The sequence below is a fragment of the Pseudomonas sp. YQ_5 genome (genome assembly GCF_043103305.1).
In the GTDB taxonomy this organism is placed as follows: domain Bacteria; phylum Pseudomonadota; class Gammaproteobacteria; order Pseudomonadales; family Pseudomonadaceae; genus Aquipseudomonas; species Aquipseudomonas putida_Y.
The window spans coordinates 1-21,145 of sequence record NZ_JBICJS010000011.1 but is presented as its reverse complement, the minus strand read 5'-3'; the positions used below and the strand labels follow the sequence as shown (position 1 = coordinate 21,145).

The window sequence follows — 21,145 nt, the reverse complement described above, 5'->3', positions numbered from 1 at the left end:
GTTTTTCTTGGTGGCCGGAAGGGTTCCGGGCCGATGGTGATGGGTGCTGCAGGAAGCGAGCCAGAGCGGCTGGTGCACGGTTGCCGCCCTGGGTTCAGGGTATGCCGGCCTGGCCTCTTCGCGGGTGAACCCGCTCCCACAGGGATTGCGCAAAATTCAAGACCAGCGCAGGACCTGTAGGAGCGGGTTTACCCGCGAAGAAGGCGACGCGGTCTAGAAGAAGCCCAACGGGTTGATGTCGTAGCTCACCAGCAGGTTCTTGGTCTGCTGATAGTGATCCAGCATCATTTTGTGCGTCTCACGCCCGACCCCCGACTTCTTGTACCCGCCGAATGCGGCATGCGCCGGGTACAGGTGGTAGCAGTTGGTCCACACACGGCCAGCCTTGATCCCGCGGCCCATGCGGTAGGCACGGTTGATGTCGCGGGTCCATACGCCGGCACCCAGGCCGAACTCGGTGTCGTTGGCAATCGCCAGTGCTTCGGCTTCATCCTTGAAGGTGGTGACGCTGACCACCGGGCCGAAGATTTCCTCCTGGAACACGCGCATCTTGTTGTTGCCCTTGAGCAGGGTCGGCTGGATGTAGTAACCGGTAGCCAGCGCACCTTCCAGCTTCTCGACCTTGCCGCCGGTGAGCAGCTCGGCGCCTTCGTCCTGGGCAATCTGCAGGTAAGAGAGGATCTTTTCGAACTGCTGCTGCGAGGCCTGGGCGCCGACCATGGTGTCGGTGTCCAGCGGGTCGCCGCGCTTGATCTGCAGCACCTTCCTCATCACCACTTCCATGAACTGCGGGTAGATCGACTCTTGCACCAGGGCACGCGACGGGCAGGTGCACACTTCGCCCTGGTTGAAGAACGCCAGCACCATGCCTTCTGCCGCCTTCTCGATGAAGCTTGGCTCGGCCTGCATGATGTCTTCGAAGTACACGTTCGGCGACTTGCCACCCAGTTCGACGGTGGACGGGATGATGTTCTCGGCCGCGCATTTCATGATGTGCGAGCCCACCGGGGTAGAGCCGGTGAAGGCGATCTTGGCGATGCGCTTGCTGGTGGCCAGGGCTTCACCGGCTTCGCGGCCGTAGCCTTGCACCACGTTGAGCACGCCAGGTGGCAACAGGTCGCCAATGACTTCGAGCAGGACGGTGATGCCCAGCGGCGTCTGTTCGGCAGGCTTGAGCACCACGCAGTTACCAGCGGCCAGTGCCGGGGCAAGCTTCCAGGCAGCCATCAGGATCGGGAAGTTCCAGGGGATGATCTGCCCGACCACGCCCAGTGGCTCGTGGATGTGGTAGGCCACGGTGCCTTCATTGATTTCGGCAGCGCCGCCTTCCTGGGCGCGGATGCAGCCAGCGAAATAGCGGAAGTGATCGACTGCCAGCGGAATGTCGGCGTTGAGGGTTTCGCGGATCGGCTTGCCGTTGTCCCAGGTTTCGGTGATGGCCAGCAGTTCGAGGTTCTGCTCGATACGGTCGGCAATCCTCAGCAGAACGTTGGAACGATCCTGCACTGAAGTGCGGCCCCAGGCGTCGGCCGCAGCATGGGCGGCATCCAGGGCTTTCTCGATGTCTTCGGCAGTAGAGCGGGGGAATTCAGCGATCAGCTTGCCATTCACCGGGGAGGTATTTTCGAAGTACTGCCCCTTTACCGGAGCAACGAACTCACCACCGATGTAGTTGCCGTAGCGGTTCTTGAAGGAAACCTTCGCGCCCTCGGTACCGGGATGTGCATAACGCATGGTGTGTCTCCTTGGTATTGTGCTTTTTAGGGAGTTGAAAAGCATAGAGCAAGGGTTGGGCCAGTGTTGGCCGTGCCAGGCAAATCAATGACTTGGGTCATTTTTACCGGCCTGATCAAGGAGGGCTGTGCCGGCGTCGGTACGCCAGGGGTGACACTTTGTGCCGTTTGCGACACGTCACCGGTGTGTGCATTGCAAAGCCTACCCGGGTGGAGGATGCTGGGCTGACGCTCTATCTGCGGAGAATTACAACAATGCAGAGCAATCACTTCACTCGCCATGCCCGGCAGGTCCATAGCGTTGCCCATGGTGGGGCTGGGGAGGGCGGCAGTGACCCGTCCATCGCCCGTTCCTGGCTGCGCTGCCTGGAGGACTACCACCTCGACCCGGCGGTGATCGAAGCCCCGGTGGTGCTTGAGCATGGGCGCCTGCTGGAAAGCCGCGAGCGCCTGCACCAGGTGCTGCAAATTGCCGACCATGAAATGAACAGCCTGCACCAGCAGCTTTCCGGCGCGGGCCACGCGGTGCTGCTGACAGACGCCCGCGGGGTGATCCTCAACTGCGTTAGTGCCCCCACCGAGCGGCGCAGCTTCGAACAGGCCGGGCTGTGGCTGGGCGCCGACTGGAGCGAGGCGCGCGAGGGCACCAATGGCATCGGCACCTGCCTGGTCGAACGCCAGGCGCTGACCATCCACCAGAACGAGCACTTCCGTGGCCGTCACACCGGCCTGACCTGCTCGGCCAGCCCGGTGTTCGACCCGCATGGCGAACTGCTGGCGGTACTCGACGTGTCCTCGGCGCGCCCCGACGTATCGCGGCAAAGCCAGTTCCACACCATGGCATTGGTCAACCTGTCGGCGAAGATGATCGAAAGCTGCTATTTCCTGCGCCATTTCGAGCAGCAATGGTTATTGCGTTTTCACCTGCAAGCCGAGTCGGTCGGCCTGTTCAGCGAAGGCTTGCTGGCGTTCGACGGCGATGGCCGCATTTGCGCTGCGAACCAAAGCGCACTGAACCTGCTGGGCACGGTACGGGGTGGCGTGCTGGGCAAACCGTTGGAGTGCTTTTTCGCGTGCAGCCATGACGAAATGTTCAGCCGTGCCACGCCCGGAGGCAGCACTGCCTGGCCGCTGCGCACCCTGGATGGTCGCCAGGTGTTCGCCAGCCTGCGGGGGCAGGCCCGGGCGCCGGTTTGGTCAGTGCCGTCCGCCCAGCCGCGGCCTGCACGTGAAGTGGAGCCGCTGGTCTGTCTGCTGGACCCTGCGTTGCAAAATGATTTCCGCCGCAGCGTGCGGGTGTTCGAGCGCGATGTGCCATTGCTGCTGCGCGGCGAGACTGGCTGTGGCAAGGAGGCCTTCGCCCAGGCTGTGCATCAGGCCAGTGAGCGGCGCGGCAAGCCGTTCGTCGCCATCAACTGCGCTTCTATCCCGGAAAGCCTGATCGAGAGTGAGCTGTTCGGGTACCGCGGCGGCAGTTTTACCGGCGCGCGCAAGGAGGGCATGCGCGGCAAGCTGTTGCAGGCCGACGGCGGCACCTTGCTGCTGGACGAGATCGGCGACATGCCGCTTGCCCTGCAAACCCGCCTGCTGCGGGTGCTGGAGGAGCGCCAGGTGGTGCCGATAGGGGGAGAGCCACAGGCGGTGGACGTGCGCATCGTCAGCGCTACGCACCGTGACCTGCTGGAACGGGTTGAACAGGGCAGTTTCCGCGAGGACCTGTATTACCGCCTCAATGGCCTGGAGGTGGCGTTGCCGGCGGTGCGAGAACGCAGTGACAAGGCGCAGTTGCTGGACTTTCTGCTACGCCAGGAGACGCAGGGGCAACGCATAGACATCGAGCCCAGGGCGCGGCAGGCGTTGCTCGAATTTACCTGGCCGGGGAACGTGCGGCAGATGCGCAATGTGCTGCGTACTTTGGTGGCGCTTTGCGAAGATGCCCGCATTACCTTTGCGGACCTCCCCGCAGTCATCCGCACCAGCCCACCTACCGTGAGGGCGGGTGAGCCCGTGAAGATGTCCGACCAGGCAATAGAGGGCGAGGGCGTTGCCCTCGTTCGCGGGCAAGCCCGCTCCCACAGGTCCGGCGGTGCCGCAGAGATTGAGGGTGAATCTGTAGGGACCGAGGTTCTGCTCGACGCGGAGCGGCAAGCGCTGAAGGAGGTCCTGGAGGCAAAACACTGGCATCTCACCCGCGTCGCCGAGCACTTGGGCATCAGCCGCAATACCTTGTATCGAAAACTGCGCAAACACGGTATTACCAGGGGCGACTGAGCGAAACAGCGGGTGCGATTTGTCGCGCCCTGGGCTACCCTGCCTCGATGTTTTGCGAGGTCGACCATGCATATTCACATTCTCGGTATTTGCGGCACTTTCATGGGTTCGCTGGCGGTGCTGGCCAAGGAACTTGGCCACCGCGTCACTGGCTCCGACGCCAACGTCTATCCCCCGATGAGCACCCAGCTCGAAGCCCAGGGTATCGAACTGACCCAAGGCTATGACCCGGCCCAGCTGGATCCGGCGCCAGACCTGGTGGTCATCGGCAACGCCATGTCGCGCGGCAATCCAGCGGTTGAATACGTGCTGAACAAGGGCCTGCCCTACGTCTCCGGCCCGCAGTGGCTGGCCGACCACGTGCTGCAAGGTCGCTGGGTGCTGGCCGTTGCCGGCACTCACGGCAAGACCACCACCAGCAGCATGCTGGCCTGGGTGCTGGAGCACGCTGGCATGAGCCCGGGCTTCCTGATTGGTGGTGTGCCGCAGAACTTCTCGGTGTCGGCCCGTTTGGGCGACACGCCGTTCTTTGTGGTGGAGGCCGACGAGTACGACAGCGCCTTCTTCGACAAGCGCTCGAAGTTCGTCCACTATCACCCGCGTACTGCGATCCTCAACAACCTTGAGTTCGATCACGCAGACATCTTCCCGGACCTGGCCTCGATCGAGCGGCAGTTCCACCACCTGGTGCGCACTATCCCCAGCGAAGGCCTGGTCATCCACCCGACCACCGAGCAAGCGCTGGAGCGTGTGATCGGCATGGGCTGCTGGACCCCTGTGCAAACCACCGGTGAGGGCGGCCAGTGGCAAGCCCGCCTGCTCAGCCCCGATGGCTCGCGCTTTGAAGTACTGTTCGAGGGCGAAGTGCAGGGTGTGGTGGACTGGGCGCTGACCGGCCAGCACAACGTCGCCAACGCCTTGGCCACCCTGGCAGCCGCGCGTCATGTAGGCGTGGTGCCAGCCATGGGCATTGACGGCCTGAGTGCTTTCAAGAGCGTCAAGCGGCGCATGGAGAAGGTTGCCGAAGTACAAGGTGTGACCATCTACGATGACTTCGCCCACCATCCGACTGCCATTGCCACCACGCTCGACGGCCTGCGCAAGCGGGTGGGGGAGGCGCCTGTGATCGCGGTGATCGAGCCACGCTCCAACTCGATGAAACTCGGTGCCCACCGCGACGGCCTCCCAGAAAGCGTCAACGACGCCGACCAGGTGATCTGGTATGCGCCGGCCAACCTCGGCTGGGACCTGGCCGCCACCGCCGCGCAGTGCAAGGTGCCGAGCGTGGTGGCCGATAGCCTCGAAGCGATCATCGAGCGGATCAAAGGCCAGGCTCGCCCAGGCACCCATGTGGTGATCATGAGCAACGGCGGCTTCGGCGGCCTGCACGGCAAGCTGGCCGAGGCGCTGAAGTGAGCGGGCCGGAACGCATCACCCTGGCCATGACGGGCGCCTCGGGTGCCCAGTATGGCCTTCGCCTGCTCGATTGCCTGGTACGCGAAGACCGCGAGGTGCACTTCCTGATCTCCAAGGCCGCACAGTTGGTGATGGCCACCGAGACAGATGTTGTGTTGCCGGCCAAGCCCCAGGCGATGCAGGCGTTTCTGACTGAATACACCGGCGCGGCCGACGGGCAGATCCGCGTGTATGGCAAGGAAGACTGGATGTCGCCGGTAGCCTCGGGTTCTGGCGCCCCGGCGGCAATGGTGGTGGTCCCCTGTTCCACTGGCACTTTGTCGTCCATCGCCACTGGCGCCTGCAACAACCTGATCGAGCGGGCTGCCGACGTCACCCTCAAGGAGCGGCGTCAACTGATCCTGGTGCCACGCGAAGCGCCATTCTCCACCATCCACCTGGAAAACATGCTCAAGCTGTCGCAGATGGGCGCGGTGATCCTGCCGGCGGCACCGGGGTTCTATCACCAGCCGCAGACCATCGACGACCTGGTCGACTTTGTCGTGGCGCGTATCCTCAACCTGCTGAACATCCCCCAGGACATGTTGCCGCGTTGGGGCGAGCACCACTTCGGGGTGGATGATTGAAGCGAGCACTGGCGGGGTTGCTGGCGCTTGTGATGCTGGGTGGGTGCGCCACTGTGCGCACGCTGGATGCCAACAAGCCCGGCGCACCGGTGGTGTATGCCGGTACCCGGCTGGATTTGTATGTGATCAATGGCGGGTGTTGCCCGCGGGATCATTACGGGGCGGACGCTCCGGCGTATCCGCGCCTGGATCTGCCCGGCAGCATGCTGCTCGATACCCTGCTGCTGCCGTTGTCTTTGCTGACAGCGGCCGGCATAGGCTTCCAGGCTACCGGCGGCCTGTGATGGCCTCTTCGCAGTCACTGGAAGATTATGGAGACCCTGCGGGCGTGCCCGCGAAGAGGCCAGCACAAGCGAAGCCTAGATCCTGCCCAGCTTGCGCAACTCATCCGACTCCACAACCCGCACGCCGTCTTCTTCTTCCAGCGCCAGCCGCCACAGGGCCCGCGCCAGGGTACAAGCCTCGATTCCCCGGTATTTCCCGGGTATGAACCGGGAAAACGGTGCAACTAGCTGTTCAGTCAGCCGTGGCTCCAGCCGCTCGCCCAGCAGGAACGAGGGCCGCACGATGGTCAGCTGTGGCCAGTCCTGAGCCTTGAGCGCTTCTTCCATCTCGCCCTTGACCCGGTTATAGAAAATTGACGACTTAGGGTCGGCGCCCACTGCACTGACCACCAGCAGATGCCGCGCACCCATTTCCCGGGCACGCTTGCTGAAGGCGACCACCATGTCCAGATCCACTGCGCGAAAAGCCGATTCGGAACCCGCCTGCTTCAGCGTGGTGCCCAGGCAGCAATAGGCGATGTCGACCCGCCCGGCCAGTTGCGGAAGGAACACCGCCGGGTCGCCCACCGGGTTTTCCAGGTGCGGGTGCTCGGCCAATGGTCGGCGCGTAGGCGCCAGTACACGGGTGATGGTGGGCTCGTTGAGCAAGCGGTCCAGCAGGTGTTCACCGGTCAGGCCGGTGGCTCCGGCAAGCAGGACATGCTGAGGCGTCAAGTACATGATGTCTCTCCCTTGTTACACACAAGTCTAGTGAGTGCCGGGCGTTTTTGCCTGTTCCCTCACGTTGGCCTGTGCGGCGTTACGCAACGCTTCTTCGGCTTGTTGCTGGCGCAGGTGCTGCCAGTGCTCAAGCACGGCGGGCGGAGCCCACAGCTGCGGCTCGGAGGCCTCGAAGCCTTCCCTATGTTCTCTTTCGGCAACGCTGGCGCGCGCCAGTTCAAACGCCTGTTTCAGGTCGTCGGTCTGGTTCAGCGCTTCCGCGAACAGGGCATCGCCAAAGTAGGTGAAGTCGGCTTCTTCCGAGCAACCGAAGGAGACGCGGTCGGCCCGGGCAGCGGTCATGATCAGCGTGCGCTCGTCTTTGAGCGGGGCGATATAGCCCCCTGAATAGCAGGCGGAGATGACGATTACCTTGTCGCGATCCTTCAGCGGGGCCAGGGCAGTAGCCAGCTCGTCAGCGGACAGATCGGCCAGTTGCAGGCGGGGCTGGTCGAGCACCAGTTGGTGGTCCTGGCTGCCATGGCTGGTGAGGTAGATGAACACCAGGTCTTCGGGGCCGCTGCGCTCTGCCAGGGTGGTGGCGGCGCGGGACAGGTTCTCGCGTGTGGCCATGGGGCGTGTGGTCATGTGGTCGCGGTGGTTGACCAGCGTCACTTGGCCGCTCGCACCAAAGCGCACCTTGAGCATGTTGCTGACGTAGTCGGCTTCGCGCAGGAATACGCTTTGCTGGCCATCGCCGGCCACTACCAGGCTATACAGCTGGATCGGTGGCGCCGAGCGTGGTACCCGAGCCAGTGCCTCGTTCAGCAGCCGGCCCTGGTTGAGCAAAGCCAGGTCCAGTGGGTCTGGTAGCAGCTTGCCATTCTGGTCGCGCACGCGCACGCCGTTGGCCCATGTTCCGCTTTCGACCTTGCCACTGGCCAGGATCAGTCGCCCGTGGCCATGGTAGGCATCGTTCAGGAACCCGCCGATGTACTTGCTGCCGTCGGGCAGTTGCAGGCTGCCCTGACCCGACAGGTGCCAGTCGGCGAACTCACCCTTGTAGTGGCTGCCATCGCTGCCCAGCAGTTCCCCTTCGCCGTTCAGCGAGCCGTCCTTGAATTCACCGATCCACACATCGCCATCGGCATTTTCGTAGCGGCCACGGCCCTCCAGGCGGTTGTCCTTGAACTCGCCGATGTACTGCTCGCCATCAACGCTGTCGTAGGTGCCGGCGCCTTGTAGCTGGCCGTTGACGAAGAGGCCGCTGAACTGGTTGCCGCTGGCATCGCTGCGCACCCCGGCGCCGTTGGGCTTGCCCTTGGCGAACAAGCCTTGATAGCGACTGCCGTCGGCCAGCTCCAGCTGGCCTGCGCCGTCGTACAGGTCGTCCTTGAACTGGCCGCGGTAGGTCTGGTCGGCTTGCTTGAGGGTGCCCTCGCCGTCGCGGCGGCCGTGGCGGAAGGTGCCGCTATAGTGGCTGCCCGGGGTGGTCAGGTCGCCCAGGCCCTGAAACAGCCCCTCGGCGAACTGGCCGCGGTAGACCTCGCCGTTCTGGCCATGCCATTCGCCCTGGCCGTGCCACTGGCCGTCCTTGAAGCTGCCGGCGTACCAGCTGCCATTGGGGTAGTCGATCCGGCCCTCGCCCTGCAGCAGGCCATCGACCACCTGCCCCCGGTAACGCCCACCGTCAGGCAGCCGTGCGTCCGGCGGGAGCAGCGATTCGCCATCGCCACAGGCGGCGAGCAGCAGGACCAGGGTAATGGGGAGCAATGGACGCATGGCAAGGACCGGGCAATAGGTCTGCCGAGTATGACGCAGAATGGGATCCTGAGACAGCGAGCCCATGTGTCGGCGCACAGCCTTGGAACCTTGCGCGTGCCCTGTAGGAGCGGCTTCAGCCGCGAACACCGGCGAAGCCGGTGCCCTCAACCGTGTTGCTTCTTCGCGGGCGCGCCCGCTCCCACAGGTGCCACGTTGCCTTCAAGGTGCAATCAGCGCACACCCGGTGAAACGATGATCTTCACATTCTCCTCTTTGTTGTTCACCAGTTCCTCGAAGCCCAGCTCGACAATCTGCTCCAATCCGATCCGGCCGGTTACCAGCGGGCGAATATCCAGACGACCATCAGCAATGAAGGCAATCACGTCGGCAAACTCGCCGTTGTACGCCAACGCCCCCAGCACCTGCTTCTCGGTGGACACCAGCTCGAAGAAGTTGAACTCGCTGGGCTCTTCGAAAATACCCACCAGCACGCACTTGCCTGCTTTGCGGATGGTGTCGATGGCCAGCTTGGCCGTATGTTTGTTGCCGATGCACTCAAAACTCACATCGGCGCCCAGCCCTGCTGTCAGTGCGCGGATTTCCGCCAGGGCATCGCACTGGCTGGGGTCCAGCACAACGTTGGCGCCTACCTCTTTGGCTTTGGCTTTGCGCGCAGAGGACATCTCAAGGGCGATGACCTGCGCCGCCCCCGCAGCCTTGGCGCACATGATGGTGCAAAGGCCGATGGTGCCGGCCCCCACCACTACAACGGTTTGCCCAAGCAGGCTGCCAGCCTTTTTCACCGCGTGCATACCCACCGCCAGCGGTTCGATCAGTGCCCCGGCTTCGGCAGGGAAGCCCTGCGGCAGCCGGTAGAGCAGGTTGGCGGGCACGTTGACCAGCTCGGCGAAGGCACCGTTGTTCATCAGGCCGGTGAACGCCAGGCGCTCGCAGATGTTGTACAGGCCATGGGTGCAGTAATAGCAGGTGCCGCAATGCTGGCAGGCGTCTGCCGCCACCGGATCGCCTACGGCATAGCCTTCCACGCCTTCGCCAAGCTTGGCGATGTGGCCGCAGAATTCGTGGCCGAGGATGCACTGGCCCTGAATGCCGGTCAGCGGGTGCGGGGCCTCTACCGGGATGAACACCGGGCCGGCAACATACTCGTGCAGGTCGGAGCCGCAGATGCCGCACCAGTCCACCTTGATCTGTACCCAGCCCGGCGCAGGGTCGGCCGGCAAAGGTACCTGTTCGACACGAATATCGTTGCGGCCATGCCAGACGGCCGCGCGCATGTGGGTGTGGCTCAGGTCATTCATTGTTGTTCTCCAGGCTCACGAAAAGGGCTTAGTGCTTGCGCAGGAATGCGAGCAGTTGCTGGTTGACCTGTTCGGCCGCCTCCATTTGCACCATGTGGCCGGCCTCTGGCAGCACCATTACTTCGGCTTCCAGACCCTCGGCATGGCTGGCCGGGATGATCGCATCCTTGCCGCCCCACACCACCAGCGCCGGGTGATTGCCCAGTACCCCGCGCAAGTCGTGGCGCTGCCGGTCGCCGTCGGCGAGTGCGCCTGCCAGCTGCTGCAGGGCCTGGTCCACACCTTCCAGGCGCTTGAACTTGAGCATGTCCTCCAGCATTTGCCGGGTGACCAGCGCCGGGTCGGCAAACAACTGCACCATCTGCGGTTTGAGTGCATTGCGGTTGGCAGCGGTGACGAAACCTTGCAAGTACTGCCCGTTGATCGCTTCGCCCAGCCCGGCGCTGGCCACCAGGCTCAGGCTGGCTACCCGTTGCGGTGCCAGGCGCGCCACGTTGAGGCTGACGGCACCGCCCATGGAATGGCCGGCCAGGTGGGCCTTGGCGATGTCCAGGTGGTCGAGCAGGGCGAGCACGGTTTCGCTCAGTTCATCCAGGTCGCCCCGTTGCAGGCCCTTGGCCGACTCGCCGTGGCCCGGCAGGTCGAGGGCAATGACACGGCGTTCTGCAGCCAGCGCCGGGTGGTTGAACAGCCAGTTATTGAGGTCACCGCCAAAACCGTGCACCAGCACCAGCGGTGTGCCGCCTTCACCCAGTTCGAACCAGCGCAGCAGGCGCCCGCCTACTTCCGCCTTCTGTGGGGCCGGCCCCTGGCTCTGGTCGGCCGCACCTTCGGCGACAAACTCGGCCTGGAAGCGCTGTACCACAGCATCGATCTCGGCCTCTTCTGCTTCGCCTTCGACGACCACCGCCAGCAGTGCGCCGACGGGCAGGGTTTCATCCGGTTTGGCCACCTGGCGGCGCAGCACGCCGTTGAACGGCGCTTCGACGCTGCTGCTGATCTTGTCGGTCTCGACGTCCAGCACCTCGTCGCCCTTGCTGATTTCGTCACCTTCCTGCTTGAGCCAGGTGTCCACCCGGCCCTCGGTCATCGACAGGCCCCACTTGGGCATGGTCAGGGTATGGATCTGGCTCATGCGGCACTCCTTGCGGCTTCGATTACCTTGCGCACGGCGGCTTCGATCTTCGCCGCGTCAGGGATATACAGGTCTTCCAGGGCATCGGAGAACGGCACCGGAGTATGCGGCGCGGTGACCATTTCGATCGGGCCCTTGAGTGCGGCAAAAGCCTTCTGCGCCACCAGCGCGCTGATGTCGGTGGCCATCGAGCAGCGCGGGTTGGCTTCATCGATCACCACCAGGCGGCCGGTCTTCTCCACACTTTCCAGAATGCTGTCCTCGTCCAGCGGGCTGGTAGTGCGCAGGTCCAGCACTTCGCAGTCGATGCCCTGGCGGGCCAGGTTGTTGGCGGCCTCCAGCGCCACATGCACCATGCGCCCGTAGGTAACAAGGGTCACATCGTCGCCGTCGCGCACGAAGTTGGCTTCGCCGAACGGTACGGTGTACACCTCTTCCGGCACCTCGCCCTGCATGCTGTACAGCAGCTTGTGTTCGCAGAAGATCACCGGGTCGTTGTCGCGGATCGCCTGGATCAACAGGCCCTTGGCATCGTAAGGCGAGGATGGGCACACCACCTTCAGGCCGGGGATGTGCGTCCATAGCGAGGTGAGCATCTGCGAGTGCTGGGCCGCCGCGCGCAGGCCGGCGCCATACATGGTGCGCATCACCAGCGGGGTCACTGCCTTGCCGCCGAACATGTAGCGGAACTTGGCGGCCTGGTTGAGGATCTGGTCCAGGCAGCAGCCGGCGAAGTCGACGAACATCAGTTCGCACACCGGGCGCAGGCCCTGGGTGGCAGCACCGACGGCCGCGCCGACGTAGCCGATTTCCGACAGCGGTGCATCAAGCACGCGGCCGGGGAATTGGTGGTACAGGCCTTTGGTCACGCCCAACACGCCACCCCAGGCGTCATCCTCACCGGGCGCACCGGCACCGCCAGCGACGTCTTCGCCAATGATGAACACCGTGTTGTCGCGGCGCATTTCCTGGGCCAGGGCTTCGTTGATGGCCTGCTGGTAGCTGATCTTTCTTGCCATGGTGGTTCTCCTGTTGTTCTTGTAATCCGCGGCTCAGGGGTAGGCGACGTAGACGTCGGTGAGCAGGTCGGCGGGCTGTGGCTTGGGATCGGACTTGGCGCGGCGAACGGCGTCTTCGATCAGGTCCTCGACGCGGGCGTCGATGGCGTCCAGTTGCTCGGCCGTGAGCAGGCCGGCGCGGGTGGTCTTGTTGCGAAATTGCATGAGGCAGTCGCGGGATTCGCGCAGGTTCTTCACTTCATCAGGGGCGCGGTAGGTTTGCGCATCGCCTTCGAAATGGCCGTAGTAACGGCTGAGCTTGACCTCTATCAGCGACGGCCCTTGCCCGGAACGGGCGCGCTCGATGGCGGCGCCGGCGGCCTCGTATACGGCAAAGAAGTCGAAGCCGTCGATGGTGACGCCAGGCATGCCGAAGCCGGCAGCGCGGTCGGCAATATGGTCGCAGGCGACGGACCAGTTGGAGGCAGTGGCCTCGGCGTAGCCGTTGTTCTCGGCCACGAAGATGCAGGGCAGGTTCATGATCGACGCCATGTTCATGGCTTCAAACACGGCGCCCTCGTTGGATGCCCCATCGCCGAAGAAGGCTACCGACACGTCATCGCGGCCCTTGAGCTTGGCCGCCAGCGCCGCCCCGGCCACCAGTGGTGCGCCGGCGCCAACGATACCGTTGGCACCGAGCATGCCTTTTTCCAGGTCGGCAATGTGCATCGAGCCGCCCTTGCCGCCGCACACGCCGGTCTTCTTGCCGTAGATCTCGGCCATCATGCCGTACACGTCCACGCCTTTGGCGATGCAGTGGCCATGGCCGCGATGGGTCGAGGCGATGCAGTCGCTGTCGCGCAGGTGGGCCATGACCCCGGCGGCAGAGGCTTCTTCGCCGGCATACAGGTGGACGAAGCCGGGAATTTCGCCGGTGGCGAACTCCACATGCAGGCGTTCTTCGAAGGCGCGGATGGTCCGCATGACTTCATAGGCATGCAGCAGTTGTTCAGTACTGAGTTGATTGGACATCTTGTTGTTCTCCGGGGTTGTCTCAACACGGGTTTGCAGGGTGCAGGCGGTGGCCGCGCGGGACGGCCAGCAAGTGGTGGCGGGCGGCATGCGCCAGCACGGCCTCGACGTCCACGCTGAGTGGGCCTTGGTGGTCGAGGGTGATGGTGGGCGTGTCATGCTTGGCAAATTCGATTTCGCGTTCGCCGTCCAGGGCCAGGGTGCCGCTGGCCAGGCTCAGGCGATGGGCGACGCCGGGCGTCAGCGGACCGCAGGCGGAGATGCCGCAGGCTTGCAGTAGGCCGGGCGCCAACGGTGCCAACAGCGCCTGTTCGGCACCGGGGGCCAGGCGTACCCAGGCGCCGTGCGGATCTTGCCGTGACACCGGGCACCACAGGCCGCACAGGGCCGACAGGCCGATGGCGTGGGGTTCGGCGAAGCAGGCGAAGACTTCGCAGAGGTCCTCGCTGCGGCTGAGCGCACGGGCACCGATGAAGCGCTGTGGCGACACGGCCACCTCGACCAAGGCCCATTCGGCCAACTGTTGTTCGGGCACTTTCACTAGTAAGCGCTTGTTACGGCGCAAGCCGATGCTGGCCGCTACCCGGCCACTGGCAAGCAGGCCACCGGCCAGGCCTGCGCTGGTGGCTTCGCGAAGTTCGGGGAAGGCGTTGTTGGTGCCGGTGGACAGGGTCAGCAGCGGCACGTCACCGGCCTCGGCGGCGACCGCCTTGTGGGTGCCATCACCGCCCAGCACGGCGATCATCGTCACGCCGCGCTCGACCATGCGCCGGGTTGCCAGGCGGGTATCGGCCACGGTCTGGGTCAGTGGCAGGTCGAGTATCTCGATGGCCGGCCAGTGCTGGTCACGGGCCCCCGGGCCTTGGCTGGCCTTGAGCACTGCGGCAGCAATGCCGGTCATGTCGCTGGGCAGCAACACCCGGCCAATGCCGGTGGCACCGAAAGCGGCCAGCAGGCGCTGGATGGCCGAGGCCTTGTCGGTGCTCGAATAGAGCCCGGCATTGGCGGTCAGGCGGCGCAGGTCGCGGCCAGAGGCAGGGTTGGCAATGATCCCGACAATCGGGGCGGGTAGCGGCATGGCGCACCTCGTATTTTTGTTTGCAAGGGCAGGAGCAAGCGGGGTGCCAGCTTTCTTCGCGATGGCTGAAGTGGCCGGGCTAGAGGGCTCTGGTCGTGATCGGTCAGGGCTTCACGGGTGTGGCGGCGAGACGCCGGGTACCAGCGCCGGGCCTCTGTTGCCGAGACGCTGAGACGCTGCGTCTCAAGCCATCCGGTAATCACACAGTGCTTGTCGGGGCATGCCCAGAGGCGCTTAATGGCCGGACAACGATAAAAACAGCAACGAGAACCGGAGGGCCTGAATGCTTGCCGCGAACTCCCGAGCCCATGTGGACTGCGTCAGCAGGGTGGTGAAGAATGCCGACCGCCTGCCGCAGGTGCCGGTACCACCACTGATTCTCGATTCATGGCGTCGCTCCATGGATGTGTACCGCCTCGACCCCGGTTCCCAGCAGGGGCCGCGTATCCTTTCCCAAAGCCTGCTCAACGAATGCCGCGAACGCGCCGAGCTGTTCCTGCGCATCGCCAGCGATGCCGTGGCGCGCTTGCACGAACGGGTGCGCGGCGCTGACTACTGCGTGCTGCTTACCGATGCCCAGGGGCGAACCATCGATTACCGGGTCGAGTCGGCCATCCGTAACGACTGTCGCAAGGCTGGGCTATATCTGGGGACCTGCTGGTCGGAGGGCGAGGAGGGCACATGCGGCGTGGCGGCGGTACTGACCAGCAAGGCCCCGGTCACGGTGCACAAGCGCGATCACTTTCGCGCCGCCTTCATTGGCCTGACCTGCACAGCGGCGCCGGTGTTCGACCCGTTGGGCGAGCTGCTGGGCGTGGTTGATGTGTCGGCCTTGCAGTCGCCGGACGATCGGCGCAGCCAGCACCTGATCCGCCAACTGGTCGAGCAGACGGCCCGCGAGATTGAAAACGCCTTCTTCATGCACAGCGCCCAGGGCCACTGGGTGATGCGCGCCCACGGCACGCCTGGCTATGTGGAGAGCCAACCCGACTACCTGCTGGCCTGGGATGCCGATGGCCGCTTGCAGGCAATAAACAGCCTGGCGCGGCAACGGCTGATGGAACGCCTGGGACGCTTGCCCGAGCACATTGGTGAACTCTTCGACATCGACCAGCTGCGCCGGGTGAGCGCGTCGTCCGCCCAGCGTCTGCCTGGTCTGGGCGGTTTGTATGGCAGGGTCAGCGCACCGCAGCAACGCCAGCGTGCGCAGCCTGTGCGCCAGGCCCAGGACACCCGCATCGAGCAGCACCTGCGGTTGGCCACGCGGGTCAAGGACTGCAACCTGGCGGTGCTGGTACTGGGGGAGACCGGGGCCGGCAAGGAAGTATTCGCCCGCCAACTGCACCAGCAAAGCCAGCGCTGTGATGGCCCATTCGTTACCCTGAACTGCGCGGCCATCCCGGAAACCCTGATCGAAAGCGAGTTGTTCGGCTATGTGGCCGGGGCCTTCACCGGGGCTTCCAGCAAAGGCATGCAAGGGCTGTTGCAGCAGGCCGATGGCGGCACGTTGTTCCTCGACGAGATCGGGGACATGCCGCTGAACCTGCAAACCCGCCTGCTGCGGGTGCTGGCGGAGGGGGAGGTGGCGCCGCTGGGGGCGGCACGGCGGGAGCGGGTGGATATTCAGGTGATCTGTGCGACCCATCGCGATCTGGCGTCGATGGTGGAGGACGGGCGATTTCGTGAAGACTTGTACTTCCGCCTGGCCAATGCCCGCTTTGAGCTACCCCCCTTGCGTGAGCGTGATGACCGGCTGGGGCTGATTCACCAGTTGCTGGCCGAGGAGGCTGCGGCTTGCGGGGTGGAGGTGGTGTTGGCGGATGACGCGCTGCAGGCATTACTGGTTTATCGCTGGCCGGGCAATTTGCGCCAGCTGCGGCAGGTGTTGCGGTATGCCTGTGCGGTGAGTGAGGGCGGGCAGGTGCGGCTACAGGATCTGCCGCAGGAGGTGCGTGGTGAAGCGGTTGGCTCGGCTGAAAGTGGGGTGTCGTGCCCGGCCCGGCAGCTGTTGCTGGACGCGCTGATCCGCCATCGCTGGAAGCCGGCGGATGCGGCGCGGGCTTTGGGTATTTCGCGTGCGACGCTTTATCGGCGAGTGCATGAGCATCGTATCGACATGCCGCGGATGAAGAGCTAGGGGCAATAAAAAACCCCGGCACAGGGCCGGGGTTCTGGTACATCACACTACGCGATCACTCCTGGTTGGCCAGTTTGTGCTCAAGGTAGTGAATGTTGACGCCGCCTTTGCAGAAGCCTTCATCACGCACCAGGTCGCGGTGCAGCGGGATGTTGGTCTTGATGCCGTCGACGACGATCTCGTCCAGGGCATTGCGCATGCGCGCCATGGCTTCGTCGCGGTCCTTGCCGTAGGTGATCAGCTTGCCGATCAGCGAGTCGTAGTTCGGCGGAACCGAGTAACCGCTGTACAGGTGCGAATCGACGCGTACGCCGTTGCCGCCTGGGGCGTGGAAGTGCTTCACCTTGCCTGGGCTCGGGATGAACTTCTTCGGGTCTTCGGCGTTGATCCGGCACTCCAGCGAGTGGCCACGGATCACCACGTCTTCCTGGCGGAACGACAGTTTGTTGCCAGCGGCGATGCTCAGCATCTCCTTGACGATGTCGATGCCAGTGACCATCTCCGATACCGGGTGCTCAACCTGCACGCGGGTGTTCATCTCGATGAAGTAGAAGCGGCCGTTTTCGTACAGGAACTCGAAAGTACCCGCACCACGGTAGCCGATCTCGATGCACGCATCGACGCAGCGCTTGAACACTTCCTGGCGGGCTTTCTCATCGATGCCCGGGGCTGGTGCTTCTTCCAGTACTTTCTGGTGACGGCGCTGCAGCGAGCAGTCGCGGTCGCCCAGGTGAATGGCGTTGCCCTGGCCGTCGGACAGTACCTGTACTTCCACGTGGCGTGGGTTGGTCAGGAACTTCTCCAGGTAAACCATCGGGTTACCGAAGGCTGCACCGGCTTCGGTACGGGTGAGCTTGGCCGAGGAAATCAGGTCCTCTTCCTTGTGCACCACGCGCATGCCGCGACCACCACCGCCACCGGCGGCCTTGATGATCACCGGGTAGCCGACGTCACGGGCAATCGCCAGGGCAACTTCTTCGTCTTCTGGCAGTGGGCCATCGGAGCCCGGTACGGTCGGTACGCCCGACTTGATCATCGCGTCCTTGGCCGAAACCTTGTCGCCCATCAGGCGAATGGTGTCGGCTTTCGGGCCGATGAAGGCGAAACCGGATTTTTCCACCTGTTCGGCGAAGTCGGCGTTTTCTGCCAGGAAGCCGTAACCCGGGTGAATCGCAGTGGCGCCAGTCACTTCGGCGGCAGCGATGATCGCAGGGATATGCAGGTAGGAATCCTTGGACGATGCAGGGCCGATGCAGACCGACTCGTCTGCCAGGCCCAGGTGCATCAGTTCACGGTCGGCAGTGGAGTGCACGGCGACGGTCTTGATACCCAGCTCTTTGCAGGCACGCAGGATCCGCAGGGCAATTTCCCCGCGGTTGGCGATCAGGACTTTTTCGAGCTTCCCAGACATCGTTGGCTCTCCGCGATTCAAACGACGGTGAACAGCGGCTGGTCGAACTCAACCGGCTGGCCGTCTTCTACCAGGATGGCGTCGATGACACCGCCAATATCGGCTTCGATGTGGTTCATCATCTTCATGGCTTCGACGATGCACAGGGTGTCGCCTTTCTTCACGGACTGGCCAACTTCAGCGAAGTTAGGCGAGGTCGGCGAAGGCTTGCGGTAGAAGGTACCTACCATCGGCGAACGGATCACGGTGCCTTTCAGGGCCGGGGCGGCAACAGCAGCGGCTTCGGCGGCTGGGGCAGCAGCGGCGACCGGAGCTGCGGCAGGGGCGGCAGCCATAGGCGCCGGTGCATAGAACTGCTGGGCAGCTGGAGTCTTGCTGTGACGGCTGATACGGACCGACTCTTCGCCTTCCTTGATCTCCAGTTCGTCGATGCCAGACTCTTCCAGCAGCTCGATCAGTTTCTTGACTTTACGGATATCCATTAATCATCAACTCCCAAAGGTTCGGTCAGGGGGCGAAATACAAAAAACGTATCTGAAACGTTTCTCTCGAACCCCGGCCCATTTAGGCCAGGGTTTTCATCATTTGGGCTGTGCGTTGGCAGCCAGTTGTTCCAGTGCGGACTCCAGGGCCAGTCGATAACCGCTGGCGCCCAGACCGCAGATCACCCCTACGGCAACATCGGAAAAGTAGGAGTGGTGACGGAACGGTTCGCGTTTGTGCACGTTGGACAGGTGCACTTCGATGAATGGGATGCTCACCGCAAGCAATGCGTCACGTAATGCGACGCTTGTGTGGGTGAAAGCAGCCGGATTGATCAGGATGAAGTCCACACCCTCGTTGCGTGCGGCGTGAATGCGGTCGATCAGTTCGTATTCAGCATTGCTCTGCAGGTACTGCAGATGGTGGCCTGCGGCGCGGGCACGTTGCTCCAGGTCCTGGTTGATCTGAGCCAGGGTCACGGCGCCATAGTGGCCTGGCTCGCGAGTACCGAGCAGGTTGAGGTTGGGGCCGTGGAGCACCAGTAGCGTTGCCATCTGCGGATTCCTTGGATTTGTAGGGCAATTCGACACAGCGCGGCGAGTGTGCCGTAAAGCAACGGCAAGTGTCCAGTTCCCGGCAATAGCCAGCACGATGTCCGAGGTTCGCGCGAAGTATGTGACCGGATAATTAAATCCGGTCATTCATTTCAGGATTTTTCCCGGCTCGCGGGAAGTTATAGACCGACTTTGCCGCGTACGCGCGTCAGAATCTGCGCAAATTCACCGGCATTTATCTCGCCAATCACCCGATCAGCGGTAATTTCGCTGCCGTTCGCAGCAAAAAACAGCAGGGCGGGTGGGCCGAACAGTTGGTAGCGGTCGAGCAGCTTGCGTTGCTCGGCATTACTTTCGGTGATGTCGAAACGCAGCAGTTTGAAGCCGGACAGCTGAGTTTGCACCTGCGGTGCATTGAGCACCTCATGCTCGATCACCTTGCAACTGATGCACCAGTCGGCGTACCAGTCCAGCAGCACTGGCTGGCCGGCGGCCTTGGCTTGCGCCAGGGCTGCGTCCATGGCGCCAGGTGTGGTGATGGTCTGCCAGGCATCGGCTTTTGCTGCCGGCAGACCGCCGCTGGCGGCCAGTGACTCAACCGGCAGTGGACGCAGTGGGTCGCCCTGGCCAGTGAGGGCGCCGTACCAACAAGCCAGCGCGTACACCAGCAAGGCCAGACCGAGCAGTTGCGCCAGGCGCTGGGGCGTCGTCTTGACGACGAATTCCAGGGCGCCGAGGAACAGTGCCACACCCGCAGCGAGGAAACCGACCAGCAGCAAGGTCACAGGGCCTGGCAGTACACGGCTGAGCAAGCCGATGGCCAGCCCCAGCAGCAGTACGCCGATGGCGTTTTTCACCGTGTTCATCCATGGGCCGCTTTTGGGCAGCCAGGCCGCGCCCCCGGTGGCCACCAGCAGCAACGGCGCACCCATGCCCAAACCCAGGGCGAACAGCTTGAGCGCACCACCCAGGGCATCGCCACTGGCACTGATATAGAGCAAGGCACCGGCCAAGGGCGCCGATACACACGGAGAAACCAGCAAGCTGGAGAGCACTCCGAGCACTGCTGCGCCCAGCAGCGAGCCGCCCCGGGTGTGGTTGGCGACGTTGTTCAGGCGGTTACTCAGGGCCTGGGGCAGCTTCAGCTCGAAGAGGCCGAACATGGCCAGGGCGAACACCACGAAGAACAGCGCGAAGGGAACCAGCACCCAGGCCGACTGCAGGCGCGCCTGCAGGTTCAGGCTTGCACCGAACAGACCCATCAGTGCGCCGAGTACCGCGAAGCTGGCCGCCATTGGCAGCACGTAGGCCAGCGACAGCGCCAGGCCGCGTACGCCGCCAACCTGGCCGCGCAGCACCACACCGGAGAGGATCGGCAACATCGGCAGGACACAGGGGGTGAAGGTCAGGCCGACCCCGGCGAGGAAGAACAGCAGTAGCGACTTCCAGTTCCAGCCGTGTTCGCGGGTGGCCGGCGCGCTTGCAACGCCTTCGCCATCGATACTCAGGCGTGCGGTTTCCGGTGGGTAGCACAAGCCCTTGTCGGCGCAACCCTGGTAGCCCACCAGCAGGGTGAAGGCGCGTGGGTCTTTGCGTGGCAACTCGATATCGAGCACGCCGTGGTAAACCTCGACGTCGCCGAAAAATTCATCGTGCTTGGGCTCACCCTTGGGGATGTTCGGCGTGCCCAGGGTGATATCGGCCGGTTCCGTGTGGAACTGGAAGCGGTGCCGGTAGAGGTAGTAGCCATCGGTGGCGACGAAGCGCAGCTTGATGGTTTGCGCATCGGCCTGGACAAGGTTGAGCTTGAAGGCCTCGTGTACCGGCAGGAAGTCGGCGTTGTTGGCCAGCGAAGCGGCGCCGAGGGTGGCGCTGGGGCGGTTGTCGAGCAGGCCTGCGGCGAAGGCAGGGCTGGCCAGCAGCAGGAACAGCATGAAAAACAGGCGGCGCATGGCGGACTCGCGAGGTGGAACTTGCTGCGCATGATAGCGGAGTTGGTGTGGGTTGGGGCCAGTAGTGCTCGCACATGACATGTGCAGTGCCTGGGCGATCGAGCGCCGCCCGTGCGGCGCATCGCGAGCTGCGCTCGCTCCTACGTTTGTTTCGGGCCAATTTTTCCTGGGGGAGTTGCGCGCGACCCCCTTGGCGCATGGCGTGATATCGCGTCGTAAAAACAAGGCGGTCGCGCGCGCCTGTCACTGGCGT

At 63.8% G+C, this 21,145-nt stretch carries 17 protein-coding genes; 5 read left to right on the top strand and 12 right to left on the bottom strand.

Features of this window, described 5'->3' with window-relative positions; all coding sequences use genetic code 11:
• Nucleotides 1–213: 213 nt before the first annotated feature.
• Entirely contained in the window at nucleotides 214–1,734 is a 1,521-nt protein-coding gene (locus ACF8EA_RS01610) for an aldehyde dehydrogenase family protein (RefSeq protein WP_392521004.1), read from the bottom strand.
• A gap of 254 nt (nucleotides 1,735–1,988) precedes the next feature.
• Between ACF8EA_RS01610 and ACF8EA_RS01605 the strand changes: the two genes are divergently transcribed.
• From ACF8EA_RS01605 to ACF8EA_RS01590, 4 genes are all read left to right on the top strand, one after another.
• On the top strand, nucleotides 1,989–4,004 hold the full coding sequence (locus ACF8EA_RS01605; protein WP_392521003.1) for a sigma-54-dependent Fis family transcriptional regulator: 2,016 nt from the start codon (nucleotides 1,989–1,991) through the stop codon (nucleotides 4,002–4,004).
• A gap of 66 nt (nucleotides 4,005–4,070) precedes the next feature.
• Nucleotides 4,071–5,420: a UDP-N-acetylmuramate:L-alanyl-gamma-D-glutamyl-meso-diaminopimelate ligase gene (gene mpl / locus ACF8EA_RS01600; RefSeq protein ID WP_003255349.1), complete on the top strand. Its 1,350-nt coding sequence runs from the start codon at nucleotides 4,071–4,073 to the stop codon at nucleotides 5,418–5,420.
• Complete coding sequence (ubiX, locus tag ACF8EA_RS01595; protein ID WP_021783952.1) at nucleotides 5,417–6,046, top strand: flavin prenyltransferase UbiX; 630 nt, start codon at nucleotides 5,417–5,419, stop codon at nucleotides 6,044–6,046. The genes mpl and ubiX overlap by 4 nt, the downstream gene beginning before the upstream one ends.
• Complete coding sequence (locus ACF8EA_RS01590; RefSeq protein WP_209968201.1) at nucleotides 6,043–6,330, top strand: YceK/YidQ family lipoprotein; 288 nt, start codon at nucleotides 6,043–6,045, stop codon at nucleotides 6,328–6,330. Before ubiX ends, ACF8EA_RS01590 begins: the two co-directional genes overlap by 4 nt.
• Before the next feature lie 75 nt (nucleotides 6,331–6,405).
• Here the strand turns inward: ACF8EA_RS01590 and ACF8EA_RS01585 are convergent, their stop codons facing one another.
• From ACF8EA_RS01585 to ACF8EA_RS01555, 7 genes are all read right to left on the bottom strand, one after another.
• Nucleotides 6,406–7,050, bottom strand: coding sequence for an oxidoreductase (locus tag ACF8EA_RS01585; RefSeq protein ID WP_392521002.1), 645 nt, complete (start codon nucleotides 7,048–7,050; stop codon nucleotides 6,406–6,408).
• A gap of 27 nt (nucleotides 7,051–7,077) precedes the next feature.
• Nucleotides 7,078–8,811 carry a C13 family peptidase gene (locus tag ACF8EA_RS01580; RefSeq protein ID WP_392521001.1) on the bottom strand — a complete coding sequence of 578 codons (1,734 nt, stop codon included), beginning with the start codon at nucleotides 8,809–8,811 and terminating at the stop codon, nucleotides 7,078–7,080.
• A 212-nt stretch (nucleotides 8,812–9,023) separates the two neighbouring features.
• Entirely contained in the window at nucleotides 9,024–10,088 is a 1,065-nt protein-coding gene (locus ACF8EA_RS01575; RefSeq protein ID WP_223279163.1) for a 2,3-butanediol dehydrogenase, read from the bottom strand.
• Nucleotides 10,089–10,140: 52 nt separating this feature from the next.
• Complete coding sequence (locus tag ACF8EA_RS01570; RefSeq protein WP_103463366.1) at nucleotides 10,141–11,247, bottom strand: acetoin dehydrogenase dihydrolipoyllysine-residue acetyltransferase subunit; 1,107 nt, start codon at nucleotides 11,245–11,247, stop codon at nucleotides 10,141–10,143.
• Nucleotides 11,244–12,266, bottom strand: coding sequence for an alpha-ketoacid dehydrogenase subunit beta (locus ACF8EA_RS01565; RefSeq protein ID WP_021783957.1), 1,023 nt, complete (start codon nucleotides 12,264–12,266; stop codon nucleotides 11,244–11,246). Before ACF8EA_RS01565 ends, ACF8EA_RS01570 begins: the two co-directional genes overlap by 4 nt.
• Before the next feature lie 33 nt (nucleotides 12,267–12,299).
• Complete coding sequence (locus ACF8EA_RS01560) at nucleotides 12,300–13,277, bottom strand: thiamine pyrophosphate-dependent dehydrogenase E1 component subunit alpha (RefSeq protein ID WP_010951830.1); 978 nt, start codon at nucleotides 13,275–13,277, stop codon at nucleotides 12,300–12,302.
• A 22-nt stretch (nucleotides 13,278–13,299) separates the two neighbouring features.
• Nucleotides 13,300–14,355 carry an ATP-NAD kinase family protein gene (locus ACF8EA_RS01555; RefSeq protein ID WP_392521000.1) on the bottom strand — a complete coding sequence of 352 codons (1,056 nt, stop codon included), beginning with the start codon at nucleotides 14,353–14,355 and terminating at the stop codon, nucleotides 13,300–13,302.
• 283 nt (nucleotides 14,356–14,638) lie between these two features.
• Here ACF8EA_RS01555 and ACF8EA_RS01550 point away from each other — a divergent pair, with 283 nt between their 5' ends.
• Nucleotides 14,639–16,492, top strand: coding sequence for a sigma-54-dependent Fis family transcriptional regulator (locus ACF8EA_RS01550; protein WP_392520999.1), 1,854 nt, complete (start codon nucleotides 14,639–14,641; stop codon nucleotides 16,490–16,492).
• 55 nt (nucleotides 16,493–16,547) lie between these two features.
• Here the strand turns inward: ACF8EA_RS01550 and accC are convergent, their stop codons facing one another.
• From accC to ACF8EA_RS01530, 4 genes are all read right to left on the bottom strand, one after another.
• Nucleotides 16,548–17,903, bottom strand: a complete 1,356-nt coding sequence (gene accC, locus ACF8EA_RS01545) for an acetyl-CoA carboxylase biotin carboxylase subunit (protein ID WP_003255333.1) — start codon at nucleotides 17,901–17,903, stop codon at nucleotides 16,548–16,550.
• Nucleotides 17,904–17,920: 17 nt separating this feature from the next.
• The gene (gene accB / locus ACF8EA_RS01540; protein ID WP_021783960.1) at nucleotides 17,921–18,385 is read right to left on the bottom strand and encodes an acetyl-CoA carboxylase biotin carboxyl carrier protein; all 465 of its coding nucleotides are present in this window, start codon (nucleotides 18,383–18,385) and stop codon (nucleotides 17,921–17,923) included.
• 99 nt (nucleotides 18,386–18,484) lie between these two features.
• Nucleotides 18,485–18,940, bottom strand: coding sequence for a type II 3-dehydroquinate dehydratase (gene aroQ / locus ACF8EA_RS01535; RefSeq protein ID WP_003255330.1), 456 nt, complete (start codon nucleotides 18,938–18,940; stop codon nucleotides 18,485–18,487).
• Nucleotides 18,941–19,119: 179 nt separating this feature from the next.
• A complete protein-coding gene (locus ACF8EA_RS01530; RefSeq protein ID WP_392520998.1) occupies nucleotides 19,120–20,892 on the bottom strand; it encodes a protein-disulfide reductase DsbD in 1,773 nt (590 codons plus the stop codon).
• Nucleotides 20,893–21,145 lie beyond the last annotated feature (253 nt).

What these genes read in the sequence shown, in the direction of transcription:
- ACF8EA_RS01560 (WP_010951830.1), bottom strand. Translation starts at nt 13,277, where the DNA reads ATGTCCAATCAACTCAGTACTGAACAACTGCTGCATGCCTATGAAGTC.
- ACF8EA_RS01550 (WP_392520999.1), top strand. Translation starts at nt 14,639, where the DNA reads ATGCTTGCCGCGAACTCCCGAGCCCATGTGGACTGCGTCAGCAGGGTG.
- accC (WP_003255333.1), bottom strand. Translation starts at nt 17,903, where the DNA reads ATGTCTGGGAAGCTCGAAAAAGTCCTGATCGCCAACCGCGGGGAAATT.
- ACF8EA_RS01565 (WP_021783957.1), bottom strand. Translation starts at nt 12,266, where the DNA reads ATGGCAAGAAAGATCAGCTACCAGCAGGCCATCAACGAAGCCCTGGCC.
- ACF8EA_RS01585 (WP_392521002.1), bottom strand. Translation starts at nt 7,050, where the DNA reads ATGTACTTGACGCCTCAGCATGTCCTGCTTGCCGGAGCCACCGGCCTG.
- ACF8EA_RS01530 (WP_392520998.1), bottom strand. Translation starts at nt 20,892, where the DNA reads ATGCGCCGCCTGTTTTTCATGCTGTTCCTGCTGCTGGCCAGCCCTGCC.
- accB (WP_021783960.1), bottom strand. Translation starts at nt 18,385, where the DNA reads ATGGATATCCGTAAAGTCAAGAAACTGATCGAGCTGCTGGAAGAGTCT.
- aroQ (WP_003255330.1), bottom strand. Translation starts at nt 18,940, where the DNA reads ATGGCAACGCTACTGGTGCTCCACGGCCCCAACCTCAACCTGCTCGGT.
- ACF8EA_RS01570 (WP_103463366.1), bottom strand. Translation starts at nt 11,247, where the DNA reads ATGAGCCAGATCCATACCCTGACCATGCCCAAGTGGGGCCTGTCGATG.
- mpl (WP_003255349.1), top strand. Translation starts at nt 4,071, where the DNA reads ATGCATATTCACATTCTCGGTATTTGCGGCACTTTCATGGGTTCGCTG.
- ACF8EA_RS01580 (WP_392521001.1), bottom strand. Translation starts at nt 8,811, where the DNA reads ATGCGTCCATTGCTCCCCATTACCCTGGTCCTGCTGCTCGCCGCCTGT.
- ACF8EA_RS01610 (WP_392521004.1), bottom strand. Translation starts at nt 1,734, where the DNA reads ATGCGTTATGCACATCCCGGTACCGAGGGCGCGAAGGTTTCCTTCAAG.
- ACF8EA_RS01575 (WP_223279163.1), bottom strand. Translation starts at nt 10,088, where the DNA reads ATGCGCGCGGCCGTCTGGCATGGCCGCAACGATATTCGTGTCGAACAG.
- ACF8EA_RS01555 (WP_392521000.1), bottom strand. Translation starts at nt 14,355, where the DNA reads ATGCCGCTACCCGCCCCGATTGTCGGGATCATTGCCAACCCTGCCTCT.
- ACF8EA_RS01605 (WP_392521003.1), top strand. Translation starts at nt 1,989, where the DNA reads ATGCAGAGCAATCACTTCACTCGCCATGCCCGGCAGGTCCATAGCGTT.